This is a genomic window from Trueperella sp. LYQ143 (genome assembly GCF_046599595.1).
Lineage (GTDB): Bacteria > Actinomycetota > Actinomycetes > Actinomycetales > Actinomycetaceae > Trueperella.
In genome coordinates this window covers 30,176-44,067 of sequence record NZ_JBKIWR010000014.1, presented here as the reverse complement: position 1 = coordinate 44,067, position 13,892 = coordinate 30,176, and the positions used below count along the sequence as shown (strand labels likewise).

8 protein-coding genes are annotated in these 13,892 nt (G+C 54.6%); 5 read left to right on the top strand and 3 right to left on the bottom strand.

Annotation, left to right across the window (positions count from 1 at the left end; all coding sequences use genetic code 11):
* The first annotated feature begins 102 nt into the window (after nt 1-102).
* The 4 genes from ACLHIL_RS06390 (at nt 103) to glgB (ending at nt 8,230) form a co-directional block, all read left to right on the top strand.
* Entirely contained in the window at nt 103-2,136 is a 2,034-nt protein-coding gene (locus tag ACLHIL_RS06390; protein WP_411297166.1) for an alpha-1,4-glucan--maltose-1-phosphate maltosyltransferase, read from the top strand.
* Nucleotides 2,137-4,065 carry a maltose alpha-D-glucosyltransferase gene (treS, locus tag ACLHIL_RS06385; protein WP_411297126.1) on the top strand — a complete coding sequence of 643 codons (1,929 nt, stop codon included), beginning with the start codon at nt 2,137-2,139 and terminating at the stop codon, nt 4,063-4,065.
* Between the two features lie 416 nt (nt 4,066-4,481).
* On the top strand, nt 4,482-5,987 hold the full coding sequence (locus ACLHIL_RS06380; protein ID WP_411297125.1) for a phosphotransferase: 1,506 nt from the start codon (nt 4,482-4,484) through the stop codon (nt 5,985-5,987).
* Between the two features lie 56 nt (nt 5,988-6,043).
* Nucleotides 6,044-8,230: a 1,4-alpha-glucan branching protein GlgB gene (glgB, locus tag ACLHIL_RS06375; RefSeq protein ID WP_411297124.1), complete on the top strand. Its 2,187-nt coding sequence runs from the start codon at nt 6,044-6,046 to the stop codon at nt 8,228-8,230.
* Between the two features lie 433 nt (nt 8,231-8,663).
* Here glgB and ACLHIL_RS06370 read toward each other — a convergent pair whose 3' ends face one another.
* The 3 genes from ACLHIL_RS06370 to ACLHIL_RS06360 form a co-directional block, all read right to left on the bottom strand.
* Nucleotides 8,664-9,515, bottom strand: a complete 852-nt coding sequence (locus ACLHIL_RS06370; protein WP_411297165.1) for a sugar ABC transporter permease — start codon at nt 9,513-9,515, stop codon at nt 8,664-8,666.
* A 77-nt stretch (nt 9,516-9,592) separates the two neighbouring features.
* Entirely contained in the window at nt 9,593-11,203 is a 1,611-nt protein-coding gene (locus ACLHIL_RS06365; RefSeq protein WP_411297123.1) for an ABC transporter permease subunit, read from the bottom strand.
* Between the two features lie 89 nt (nt 11,204-11,292).
* Nucleotides 11,293-12,531 (bottom strand): extracellular solute-binding protein, encoded by a 1,239-nt coding sequence (locus ACLHIL_RS06360; protein WP_411297122.1) that lies wholly within the window; start codon nt 12,529-12,531, stop codon nt 11,293-11,295.
* Between the two features lie 291 nt (nt 12,532-12,822).
* Between ACLHIL_RS06360 and ACLHIL_RS06355 the strand changes: the two genes are divergently transcribed.
* Nucleotides 12,823-13,833, top strand: a complete 1,011-nt coding sequence (locus tag ACLHIL_RS06355; protein ID WP_411297121.1) for a LacI family DNA-binding transcriptional regulator — start codon at nt 12,823-12,825, stop codon at nt 13,831-13,833.
* Nucleotides 13,834-13,892: the final 59 nt, after the last annotated feature.

The window sequence follows — 13,892 nt, the reverse complement described above, 5'->3', positions numbered from 1 at the left end:
TCTGATCCGGCACGCGCAGAAGAGCTCACCGCGCAAACTGCACTCGGCAGCTCAGAAGAAGCCGCTTCTGCTCCAGCAGCCATCGCACGCACCTCGGAATATATCGAACGTACCCCCGATCCACGCCCGGCTCCGTATGCACCCATTGGGCGTATCCCCATCGTTGACGTCCAACCCGTCATCCAAAGCGGAGCATGGCCAGCCAAAGCTACCGAACATGAGTCATTCCCAGTTACTGCGACCGTATTCCGCGAAGGGCACGATCAGTTTGGGGCTGCTGCCGTCCTCGTTGATCCCGATGGCACAGAAGTTGCTGAAGCGCCTATGGCAGACACACATCCCGGCCTGAATATCTATCGCGGCTGGCTCACCCCCAACTATCCCGGTCAATGGGAGTTCTTTGTGCGTGCCTGGTCTGATCCGATTGCTACCTGGTTCCACGACGCCCGCATCAAATTAGAAGCTGGCATTGATACCGATCTCGTCTTTTTAGAAGGCGAGCGTGTTTTAGGTCGTGCCCTGGAGCAGATGCCAGAAGGTAGCGAAGAGCGAGCTATCCTCAGCGAAACAATTGCTATGCTTTCAAAGCGTCGGATCGGCGCGAATATCCGCTTTGCAGCCGCGAATTCTGAAGCAGTTCATCAGGCTTTGCGCACCTATCCGCTGCGCGATGCCGTGACGGAATCAGCTCGCTATCGGATCAATGTTGATCGGGAACGGGCATTAGTTGGCTCATGGTACGAGATATTCCCCCGATCAGTTGGCTCCTATCTCGATCCAGAAACCAAGAAATGGGTTTCCGGCACCTTGCGTACTGCCGCCAAAGATCTCGACCGCATTGCCGCGATGGGCTTTGACGTCATCTATCTCACCCCGATCCATCCCATCGGATCAACGAATAAAAAAGGACGCAATAACACCCTCGATTCCCTCCCCGAGGATCCTGGATCGCCTTACGCTATCGGATCGGCTGCTGGTGGTCACGACGCCATCCACCCCGATTTAGGCACTTTCGAGGATTTCGACGCTTTCGTCGCCCGCGCTCGCGAACTGGGCATGGAGGTCGCCATTGATATTGCCTTGCAATGCTCCCCCGACCATCCCTGGCTCACCGAACATCCGCAGTGGTTCACCACCCGAGCTGACGGCACTATCGCCTACGCGGAGAATCCGCCCAAGAAGTATCAAGATATTTACCCCTTGAACTTCGACAACGATCCGGAGGGGATCTACCAGGAGATTGTACGGATTTTGGAGCTGTGGGTCGCTCACGGTGTGACGATCTTCCGAGTGGATAATCCCCATACCAAGCCGGTGTCTTTCTGGCAGCGGCTGCTGGCACATTTCCGTCGGGAACACCCACAGGTTATTTTCCTGGCAGAAGCATTCACGAAACCGCCGATGCTTCAAACGCTCGGCGCCGTGGGATTCCACCAGTCATACAATTACTTCGCCTGGCGCAACACCAAGAGCGAACTAGAAGAATATCTCCACGAACTCGCCTGGGATTCCGCCTCACGGATTCGCCCCGCGTTCTGGCCGACGACCCACGATATTCTCACCCCATATCTGCAGCATGGCGGTATTCCTGCTTTCGCAATTCGCGCTATTCTTGCCGCCACTGGCTCACCCACCTGGGGAATCTATAACGGGTATGAACTGGTAGAAAATGTCGCCCGCCCTGGTGCAGAAGAGCAGATCGACAACGAAAAGTACCAGTACAAGAACCGCGACTACGCGGCCGGAGATGGCTACGGAATCTCTGCTTTGCTCGGCAAACTCAACGATATTCGCTCACGCCATATTGCCCTGCGCCGCCTGCGCAACGTCCACATCATTCCGACGAACAACGAGAATATCCTCGCCTTCGCTAAGGTTTCCCATCCGGAAGAGTCAGCCGATTCCAGCGTCGATCAGATGCTTATCGTCATTAATCTCAACCCATACGAACAGCACAGTGCCACTTTGGAGCTGGATTTACGTATCTTTGGTACGCAGCCAACCTGGGATGGTTCGGCTACAATTGAGGTTTACGACGAGCTTTCCGGAAGCACGTTCTACTGGAATGACCGCCCATACGTCAGCCTTGACCCGCATGGTCAGGTCGCCCACATCTTACAGGTAAAGGCTCGTTAAGTGCCCGATTTTCCAGATTTTTCCTCACCAACGCCCCCGCAGGCAGGCCAATCGGGGAGCTCTGCGCAGCTCGCGGGAAGCTCTCTAGAACCTGCGGCGAATTCGCCACGGTCTGCCGAGCCTTCTTCGCGTCCCGTGGGGTTTTCTCCGCGATCCACCGATACTTCCTCAGCCGATCGCGCCGCTTCCTCCGTCGGCTTATCCGATGATCCACAGTGGTTCCGAACGGCCGTATTTTATGAGGTGCTGTTGCGCGCTTTCGGGGATTCGACTGGTTCCGGAGTTGGCGATTTGCGCGGGCTGATCGAACACCTGGATTATTTGCAGTGGCTCGGCGTGGATTGCCTGTGGATTCCTCCGTTCTACCCCTCTCCCATGCGCGACGGCGGATACGATATTTCTAACTACACGGCCGTCAGCCCGGAATATGGCACGCTGGAAGATTTCTCAGAACTCATCAACGAAGCCCATGCTCGCGGCATTCGTATCATCATTGATCTCGTCATCAACCATACCTCCGATCAGCACCCGTGGTTTCAATCCTCACGAGCACACCCTGATGGACCATTCGGAGATTTTTATGTGTGGCGAGATACCGATGAGGATTACGCTGCGGCGCGCATCATTTTTATCGACACGGAAGCCTCTAATTGGACTTTCGATCCGGTACGCCGGCAATATTTTTGGCATCGTTTCTTCTCCCATCAGCCCGATCTGAACTACAACAATCCTCAAGTACGCGAAGCGGTTAAAGACGTTATACGGTTTTGGGCACGACGCGGGATTGACGGATTCCGGCTCGACGCGATCCCCTACCTGTTTGAAGATGAGGGGACGAACTGCGAAAACCTCCCCGCAACCCACGAATTCATTGCTGAGCTGCGAGCCATGTTGGACGCTGAGTTCCCAGGAACTATCACCCTCGCTGAGGCGAACCAATGGCCAGAGGACGTCGTCGCATATTTTGGCAGTGAAGAAAAGCCCGAATGTCACATGTGTTTCCATTTCCCCGTCATGCCGCGCATCTTTTATGCACTGCGCGATCAACGGGCTGACGCTATCCGCGATATTCTCACTCGCACCCCCCAAATCCCCGCGGGTGGGCAGTGGGGCACGTTCCTGCGCAACCACGACGAGCTGACCTTAGAAATGGTCTCCACTGAAGAACGCGCCAATATGTATGGCTGGTATGCCGAGGATCCCCGAATGAGAGCTAATGTGGGAATTCGGCGGCGGCTAGCCCCGCTTCTTGGTAATTCTCGGGCGGAGATTGAGCTGGCTAATGCGCTCCTGCTTAGTCTGCCTGGATCACCGTGTTTGTATTACGGAGACGAGATCGGGATGGGCGATAATATCTGGCTCAATGACCGCGATTCCGTGCGCACCCCTATGCAGTGGACGCCAGATCGCAATGCCGGTTTCTCGCTAGCTGACCCTGGCAAGCTTTACCTGCCGGTGGTTCAATCCTTGGTTTACCACTATCAGGGCGTCAATGTTGAATCTCAGCTAGCTCAGCCCGCTTCGCTGTTGCATTGGATGCGCGGGATTCTCGCGGTTCGACGCCGCTACCCGGTCTTTGGCCACGGCGATTTCACGCTGCGATCCTGCAACAATGAAGCGATTCTCGCCTTTACCCGAACAAGTACTGAGTGCGTCATGCTGTGCGTGATGAATATGGCCAATACGGCGCGAGCTGGAGTTATTTCTCTTCCCGACTATGCCGAATGGAATGTCACTGACGTGTTTGGTGGCGCAGGTTTTCCAGCCATCCCCACCGACGGGCAGTATTCCATGACGCTCGGCTCTCGCGATTTCTTCTGGTTAGAGTTGAGTGCGCCCGATACCTCAGAGCCTGGCCCGGCAGCCGGACGAGAAATCAGTGGCGAGGAGGATCCTGTCACTTCGCCACAGTCAGAAGATTGTGCGTAAATGCGGAGCTTGTCGGGCAGTCGCTCTAATTCGGGAAGTTACCTGGCGTTAACGCCGGCACGCGCTGCCTGGCTTTGCCCTGAAACTGTGCACGCTGCCCTCGCTACGGTGTGCGGTACTATCCTTCACTATGGGGGCAGTACCATCAATAGGTTTGCCGTTATACCGCGCGATACGGTCGGTACGAGTCATCGCATGGGCTGCGCTATCGCTGGTATCGCCGCTATCGCTTCCCCACCCGTGCAATCGGGTGATCCGATGAGGTTTCCTGGCTTTGCGCTACGCACTCTCACGCATTGCGTTTCCCCTTCTGCCCGATGCGGTATCTCACCTTGGGCAGATCACCCTTTCCCCGTGCATTTTCCGCCCATGCCGATTTTCCAGCAACCATCTATTCATGAGGTGAATATCCGGTTATGACGACGAATTCTGACAGCATTTTTCCTCAGTTCTCACTAACTGAACTGACCGCTATCGTGCGCCCTTGGATGACTCGGATGCGTTGGTACACTGGCCAGCCCGACGATGACATCACACTGACCCACGCCCTTCGACTTGGTCAGGAAAGCGATCAGTGCACCAGCGCTATGTTTCTTATCCGCGCTCCTCATGCGCTATTTAACGTCCCCCTCACGTTTCGGAGATTAACTGATCGCTCCGGCTCATTAACCTCATTAACGGCCGAACCAATTGGCATTATGCGCGGAGATATTGGCGTTTTTGACGCAACTGACGATCCACATGGCCAATACGCCCTCCTGGGATCTGTACTACGCACCGAATACCAGGCAACGAGCGAGGCACCCGCTACTCATATCCCGTTCGCGCCAACAGGCACGCTGGCTGCTCCGCCGGAGCACTGCACTGCCAGCGATGGTGCTATTGGCACAACCGAGGGATACCTACCGGCAATGACGCTCCAGTCAACCGTCTTCCATAACGATCAGACGCCAATCGTCAGCAGCACAAGACTGCGTTCGGAACAGTCCAATACCTCGATCATTTTCCGTTTTGCCTCACCTGAGAGCGCACCGAAATCCGCCTGCGCTGGAATTATTATGAAAGTTTTTCGGGTGCTCTCCTCCGGCATGAATCCCGACGTCGAGCTACAAAGCGCGCTGGATCGCAGCCAATGCGGATGCGTCGTCCGGCAGTTTGGAGCAGCAGTAGCGCACTGGGATAACAAAAGCACTCACGCACTATTCGCTCAAGAGTTCCTTGACGGTGCGGTAGACGCCTGGCAGATATTCACGAATCACCCCGATACTGGCATGGACGAAAACACCCGAGAAAATATCCGCACCTTAGGCCTCATGACGCGAGCAATGCATGAAGCGCTCGCCCGCGAATTCCCCACGCGCCCTATCGGCCCAACAGATCGCGATGCGATCCGCACTACCTGGGATACGCGCGCCACACAAGCCCTGACGGACGCGCCAGAACTGGCACAATATCGCGCGGCTATCACCGCAATCTTCGACGCCGCTATGGATAGCCCGTGGCCAGCCGTACAGCGTATTCACGGAGACTACCATCTCGGCCAGGTTATCTACTCAGCTCAACGCCAGCAGTGGTACGCCTTAGACTTTGAGGGCGAACCGTTGCGCCCGTTAGCTGAGCGGGTCGCGCCGGATTTGGCGTTGCGCGATGTCGCCGGTATGCTGCGTTCCTTTGACTATGCCAGTGGGACTCGGCAACGAGCGGGGGCTTCAGGCGAAGCCAGCGAGCAGTGGTGTGCTCAGGCTCAGCAGTCATTCCTTGACGGATACGGCGATATTCCATCTACCTACCGCCCGCTACTGAGAGCACTTGTGCTGGATAAAGCGCTCTACGAGGTCAGTTACGAATACGCCAGCCGCCCCGATTGGATTGATATTCCAGTGCGCGGCATCCTCAAAATTATCGGGCAAGAAAAACAGTAATCCGCGTAGAATAAACCTAACAAGCATCCGTGCTGTCAACGATAAGGACTCGTCAGATGAACGCAGGACTCGTACCGATCTCTGTTAATCATGATGTACTTGACGCCGTTTCCAACGGCGCGCATCATTCCCCCCACGATGTGCTCGGCCCACATAGCGACGGTACGAATGTCACCGTGCGCGTCTCCCGTCAGCTCGCTGACTCCGTGACGATTGTGACTCCCGATGCCGAATATCCCGCCAGCCACGAATGGAATGGTATTTGGGTTGCTGTCATCCCTGGTGCGGATATTCCGTCCTATCAAGTGCGTGCCGTATTCAACGAATTTGAGATTGTTTCCGATGATGGCTACCGTTTCTTGCCGACCGTCGGCGACGTCGATCGCTATCTGTTCTCCGAAGGCCGCCATGAAGAGCTGTGGAATATGCTCGGCGCTCATGTGCGCAACTACGATTCCCCGTTTGGCACAGTAACTGGCACAAGTTTTGCGGTGTGGGCGCCCAATGCGCGCGCGGTTCGAGTTATCGGCGATTTCAACTCGTGGAGCGGTATCGCTTCAGCAATGCGCACAATGGGCACCTCCGGAATCTGGGAGCTGTTTATTCCCGGGGCAAAAGACGGGCAGCGCTACAAGTTTGAGATCCAGTATGCAGATGGCTCCTGGCATCAGAAGGCTGATCCGATGGCGCGCCGGACCGAAGTTCCGCCGTCAACGGCCTCTATTATCACCGAATCGACTTTCGAGTGGGATGACGCCGAATGGATGAAAGAGCGCAGCACTCGCGATCCTCACTCTGGGCCGGTATCCGTCTACGAAGTTCATCTCGGTTCATGGCGTAACGGTCTGGATTACCGAGCGGCCGCTGAGCAACTGATCGGGCATATCAAGTATTTAGGGTTCACCCACGTTGAGTTCATGCCCTTGGCGGAACATCCTTTTGGCCCATCGTGGGGGTATCAGATCACCTCGTACTATTCGCCGACGGCTCGCTACGGCACGCCGGACGATCTGCGTTATCTCATTAACGAACTGCATAAGGCCGGTATTGGCGTCATTATGGATTGGGTTCCCGCGCATTTCCCGAAAGATGAGTGGGCGCTAGCCAGATTCGATGGCACGCCACTATATGAAGATCCCAATCCGCTGCGCGGCGAGCAACCCGATTGGGGAACCTACGTCTTTAACTTTGGTCGTCGCGAAGTGCGCAATTTCCTCGTCGCTAATGCCCTGTATTGGCTGAGCGAGTTCCATATTGATGGTATCCGCGTCGATGCAGTGGCGTCGATGTTGTACCTGGATTATTCCCGCAATGAGGGGCAGTGGCAGCCCAATATCTATGGCGGGCGGGAGAATCTCGAAGCAATATCTTTCATTCAAGAAACCAATGCCACCGCGTACCGGCTCTTCTCTGGAATTATGATGATCGCGGAGGAATCTACCTCCTGGGGTGGCGTGACGGGCATGACGGAAAATGGCGGTTTAGGTTATGGCCTGAAGTGGAATATGGGCTGGATGAACGACACCTTGCACTATATGCACGAGAAACCTGTTAACCGTAAATGGCATCACGGCGAGCTGACTTTCTCGTTAGTCTATGCGTTCTCTGAACAGTTCCTGTTGCCACTATCGCATGACGAGGTTGTGCATGGCAAAGGCTCGCTGTACGCCAAAATGCCTGGCGATCATTGGCAAAAGCTAGCGGGCGTTCGCTTGCTATTGGCTTATCAGTGGTCCCACCCTGGCAAACAGTTGCTGTTCATGGGGCAAGAATTTGCGCAGATAGATGAGTGGAATTCTGGTCGGAGCCTCGATTGGTGGTTGACCGATAATCCGAGCCACGACGGCGTGATGTCCTGCGTCAAGCGCCTCAATGAGATTTACCGTGAGCACCCTGCGCTATGGTCTGACGATTTCACGAATCACGGTTTCGAATGGCTCGAAGTCAATGACGCTGACCATAACGTCTTAGCCTATGTGCGTACTTCGGCTGACGAGACGGATCAAGTGGTGGCAATCTGTAACTTCTCCGGTATCCCCCACAATGATTACCGTATTGCGCTACCACATGGCGGGCGCTGGGAAGAGTTACTGAATACGGATGCCGTTGAATATGGCGGTTCTGGCGTAGGTAATTTGGGCCTGGTAGATGCTGAAGAGGTGGAGTGGGCTGGGCGTTCACATTCTGCGCTGGTACAGCTTCCTCCCTATGGAGTCGTGTACCTCAGCCCTGAGCGTCAGTAGCTTGCCGTAGCAGTGCGTTAGTTGTGGGTAGCAATGGGTTTGTTGGCTTGCCGTTGTCGGTGAGCCACTCCTCCGACCTGTAGTCGGTACGGTATTCATATCTTGCGGCTAATGCGGCTAACGGCTTCTTCGATGGTAGATCAGCTACATCGCACCAGGGTTCTCGGATGAGATGTGTCAGGGGGCGTTAGGAGATCACGCGATCTCCTAACGCCCCCTGACAGGTAGGAATATGCTCGCGTATCGGCTCGCAGCAGCCACCTCAAGCACGAAAAGGCAGGTCGCGATGGCGAGCGTCTGCTGCACATAATCGAATTGTTACTGGCTGCCTCATGCCGCTATATACAATGTGGTTCGGCTGACCTGGCGGTCAGCCGAACCACACCTAAACAGATAGCAATAGCGTTTTCGTCACCCTGGCAGGGCAACAGAATCACCCCTTGACAGCGCCTCCGGTCAAACCAGAAACGATGTACTTTTGCAGGAGCAAGAACAGCAACAGAATTGGCAAGGCCGCAATGATCGAACCTGCAGCGAACCAATCCCAATGCTTGTCGTTTGATCCCACCCAGATATTCATACCCACGGCAAGAGTCCAATTTTCCTGCGAGGTAAGAATCGTTCGGGAAAGGACGAAATCATTGAAGGCTGAGATGAAGGACAACAATCCAACCACTGCCAGAATCGGAAGAACCAGCGGCATAATAATCGTCCAGTACACCTGCGAATGAGTTGCCCCGTCAATCTTTGCCGCTTCATCCAGCTCCATTGGAATAGAGTTGAAGAAACCGTACATGAGGAAGGTATTTGCGCCCAGTGCGCCCCCCCAGTAAACGCAGATCAAGGCAATCTTTGAATCAATGCCCAGCGACGGAACAATATCGCCCAAAGTGGTGAGCAGCAAGAATACCGCGACGAAAGTCAGCAACTGCGGGAACATCTGGATCACCATAAGCGACATCAGCGTCACCTTGCGCCCCTGGAAACGGTAGCGCGAGAACGCGTATGCCGCTGCAGCACCCATCAGTACTGTTCCAGCAGCCGTTGCGATACCAACAATGAGGGTATTTTTGAGCCAGATCCAGAACATTGTGTCCGACAGTTCCGCGAAGTTCTCTCCCGAAACGGAGGAGAACAGCTTATTAGCACCGAGCAAAGTCGTTGTAATATTCGGATTCAGTGCTGCCGAAATAATGTAGACGATCGGGAAAGCCGCATATATAACAGCCAGTACGCCGATCACATGCCGGAATCCAAGCTCTCTAAACCAGCGTGAGAACGGCATTTTGTTCTCCACTGGAGCGACCTTACCGACCTCAGGCGTCGTGTCGATGGGCGTTTCGGCCACATGAGTGGGTGTCATTAGCTTAATCCTTCCATCGAGTTCGACTTCTTAAACGAGTACAGCGAGACGCCACCGACAATCACGAAGATCACGAGCGACATAGCTGCAGCCAGACCATAGTTCGGCAGTGCGTCACCAGTTAGACCCGCGATCTTGTAAACCATCGAAATTAAGATATCGGTGTGGCCTACCGGCACGGAGGCATCCGCCATTGACGGACCACCGCGAGTCAACATGTAGATCAAATTGAAGTTATTGAAGTTAAAGGCAAACGAGGCGATCAACAGCGGGGTCAACGCCACCATAAGCTGCGGAAGCGTGACGTTGCGCCACACCTGCAGGGTTGACGCCCCATCAATCTTCGCTGCCTCAATAAGATCTCCTGGGATCGCTTGCAGAGCACCCGTGACGATCAAGAACATGTAGGGGAAGCCCATCCACAGGTTCACCAAAATGACCGAAACTTTCGCCATTGTTGGATCTGTTAGCCACGGAATCGCAGTTCCTAATAGCTGGTTAAAGAAACCGTACTCAGAGTTAAGCAAACCAGCAAAGAGGAATGCCGTCATGAAGGACGGGAAGGCGTAGGGCAAGAGCATGATCGTGCGGTAGATCTTGCGCCCCTTGATCCGCTGGTCATTCATCACAATAGCGAGGATCATGCCCAGGAGGAACGTCGTCATAACCGAGAAGAAGGCGAAGAGAACGTTCCAGATCAGGACCTTAAGGAATGGTTGGGCATAGCGTCCGTCAGAGAATCCAGCAACGAAGTTCGCGAATCCAACGTTGACGCGCCAGCCAACCCCCAGGGTTTCTCCGTCATCGCTTCGGAAGAATCCCGCGCTGTCATCAGCCTTGTACACTTTCCCGTTCTCCGTACTGACGAAGGCATCTTGCGCCTCGTCATAATGCATCGTCGCGGTGAATTGGAAAGCAACTGTTCCAGTTTGCGTACCGAGCGTTCCACTTTCTGCTTCGTCGGATAGCGGGACGCGCATGGTAGTAATTTCGTTTTGGCGAGCAGCGAGCTGATCTGCGGGAAGCTTCTCCCAGCCGTCTACGGAAATAATCTTTTTGCCGTCAACCTCACCCTTGACTTTCTCTAGTGGCTTTTCGGCAGTACCAACCTTGAGGACGCCGTCATCCAGAACGGCGAAACCTAACTCGTCACCCTTGACGACTAGAGCCATCGGATATTGGGGAGATCCTTCCACTCGCTTGGAGTTGGACTGCATCAGGATTGAGCTGATGGCTTTTTCTTTATCGAGCGTGTGTTGATGACCGTAATTGGTAAACGCAATATACCCCGTGTAAACAATGGTGAACGCTTGGAATACGATCAAAAAAACCAAGCCTGGGGCCAGGTATTTAAGCGCAAGAGTGCGCTTGGAGAAATACACCCAATCCACCGCGAGCAACAGTAGCGTCATCAAAACGCCAAGCACTGTCGAGCCATTGGTGAAAGCGGTGAAAACAATATAAACGCCAAGTGCATTGACTAAGGCCATGAGGACGAGCTTGACAAGAAATCCAGGCTTCCACGCGGTTGCATGGGAATCTTTTTTCCGATTCTCTGCTCGGCGGCGCGCCCTGGCCTTGCTCGCCTCTGACTGAGTTGTCATCGACATGGGGCCCTCCTATGGGATGGAGACGAAATCTCAGGTTAATGGTTCACCGGCCGGCATAAGGCCGGCCGGTGAACTTAGCTATCGATGAATCACTTCTTCTTCATCTCAGTTTCAATATCGGAGATCATCTTGTCCCACGTGGAGGCCGGATCTGCTCCAGCGACGATCTGACCTTCCGTGCGTCCCCAGAAGCTCCACACAGCAGCCATCTCAGGAAGCGAAGGCATCGGAAGTGCTTCTGCACCAGCCTTGGCGAAACCAGCCATCAACGGATCCGAAGCAGCCTTATCAGCGGAAGCCTTCAGAGCCGGCAGACGCTGACCGATTTCGTACAATGCCGTCTGGATTTCTTCCGAGCCGACGTAGTTGACCAGGAAGTCGGTCGCCAACACAGCGTTCTTGGAGTGAGCAGAGATGTATCCACCTTGAACACCCAACAGCGGCGTGGACTTACCCGGGCCAGCCGACGGGATTGGGTCAACCGCGATGTGCATATCCTTGAAATCTGGCAACATCCACGGGCCGCCAACGATGTACGGCGACTTGCCCGTCTTGAATGCATCAACAGCAATATCGTAGGTGATGGTGGGCTGCAGGATGTTCTCGCCCTTTGGCCCCTTGTTGTACAGCCACTGTGCGAATGCCTTGCCCTGATCGCCACCGAGGTTCAGCTTGTTGGTGTAGCTCTTGTTGGCATCGAGCTCGAAGATCGGGCCAGTGAAGGATGCCTCGAAGGGGTACATGGTGTACGGATCGCCGTTTTCAGAAAGCTGCATGATGAAGGGGTACTGCACGCCAGCAGCCTTGCCCTTGGCAATCATTTCATCGAAGGTGGCCGGGGTGGAATCCACCAGATCCGTATTGCGGATGATAGCCAGGTTCTCCACCGCATACGGCACGCCATACGTCGCACCCTGATAGGTGAATGCGCTAACCGCTAGCGGGTTGAATTCGCTGGCCTTATCGCCAAGCTCAACTGGCGCAACTAGACCGTTGCTAACGAACTCGCCCAGCCAGTCATTGGCGCCGAATAGAATATCCGGGCCCTCGCCGGTCGCAGCCTGCGCAGTGAACTCTGACCGCGCCTGATCGTTGTCCTTAACAACAATCTGGACGGTATTACCTGTTGCTTCCGTGTACTTATCGGCTGCTTTCTTGAAGGCCGCTTCACGGTTAGCGTCAGTCCAAATAACGAGGCTTGCGCCGCCCGCAGGAGCCTCTGATCCAGACCCCTTGCCCTCGTCGCCTTTCTTTTCTTCTGATCCGCCGCAGGCCGTCAATGCCAAAGACAGACCAGCGGCTGCAATTAGTGCAATGCTCCGTCGCATTAATCTCTCCTCATGTCGTTTAACATGGTGCGAAGCGTATTCATAGGCACGTTAACTTTTATGCCCCATTGCACACTCTCGCACGTATCTCCGATTATAGGTCGTGTCAACATTTATGCAAGGTATTACATCGAAATTGAAAACTATTCACCCAACGTATCTTGAGTAATGCCCGAAATTTAGCCAATCTCCCTCAAAGTATCCGGCAATCTTTGTGCGATTTTGACAACATTTCCAGTCGCTCGGTGTATGCTTATGTAAAAGTGATGGAACATTTGTAAGGAGTCTGTCATGGGTAAGCGCATTCGACTATCCGATCTCGCCACCCAAGCCGGGGTCTCCACCGCAACCGTATCCCGAGTCCTTAACGGGAAGAACTCCGTTGCGCCCGAAACCCGCCAAGCAGTTATCGCCGCTCTGGACCTTCTTGGCTATGAACGCCCAGAAAAACTCCGAGAGCGAGGCGGCGGCCTAATCGGCATGATTATCCCCGAGCTATCAAACCCAATCTTCCCCGCATTCGCCCAGCACATCGCCTCCGCGATGGCATTACATGGCTACACTCCCCTACTCGGCACACAAATGGCCGGTGGAGCAACCGAAGATTCCTATGTAGATGCCATGCTTGAGCAACAAGTATCCGGTTTCATCTTCGTCTCTGGTCTACACGCAGATTCCACCGCCAGCATTGATCGTTACCAGCGGCTCATCGCCCGTGACGTCCCCTTCGTCACCATCAACGGATCCCACCCCGGCATTGATCGTCCCGACTTTTCCACTGACGACATCGTGGCAGTTCGCAAAGCCGTCAGCCATCTCGTCGCTCAAGGACACCGCCATATCGGGCTGGCAACTGGGCCGGTGCGGTTCTTCCCCTCACGCAATAAGACTGAGGCATACATCGCAGCTATGCGCACCCTTCTGCCCCACGAGAAACCACGGATTGTACACACGCTCTACACTGACGCAGGAGGCCAATCCGCCGCTGCACAACTCATTCGCACCGGCTGCACCGCCATCATTTGCGGCTCCGACATTATGGCACTGGGCGTCTTACGCCACTGCCGCAACGCCGGATTATCCGTCCCCGAGCACATATCAGTGATCGGTTTCGACGATTCCTTCGTCATCTCTTTCACTGATCCGCCACTAACCACACTGCGTCAACCAGTAAAAACAATGGCTGAAGCAGCCGTATCAACCGTGCTCACCATGATTGACGGGCAACCAACCAACATCACCAAGATGCGTTTCGAACCCGAGCTAATCGTTCGAGAATCCACCGCGCCACCGCGAAAATAACAGCTAACTTCACTCATCTATCCCCATCCCTTCCTCAACTATCGCGCCATTGGAGGACG

Excerpts from the sequence above, each read along its gene's own strand:
- ACLHIL_RS06355 (WP_411297121.1), top strand. The coding sequence starts at position 12,823 with ATGGGTAAGCGCATTCGACTATCCGATCTCGCCACCCAAGCCGGGGTC.
- glgB (WP_411297124.1), top strand. The coding sequence starts at position 6,044 with ATGAACGCAGGACTCGTACCGATCTCTGTTAATCATGATGTACTTGAC.
- ACLHIL_RS06360 (WP_411297122.1), bottom strand. The coding sequence starts at position 12,531 with ATGCGACGGAGCATTGCACTAATTGCAGCCGCTGGTCTGTCTTTGGCA.
- ACLHIL_RS06365 (WP_411297123.1), bottom strand. The coding sequence starts at position 11,203 with ATGTCGATGACAACTCAGTCAGAGGCGAGCAAGGCCAGGGCGCGCCGC.
- ACLHIL_RS06370 (WP_411297165.1), bottom strand. The coding sequence starts at position 9,515 with ATGCCGTTCTCACGCTGGTTTAGAGAGCTTGGATTCCGGCATGTGATC.
- ACLHIL_RS06380 (WP_411297125.1), top strand. The coding sequence starts at position 4,482 with ATGACGACGAATTCTGACAGCATTTTTCCTCAGTTCTCACTAACTGAA.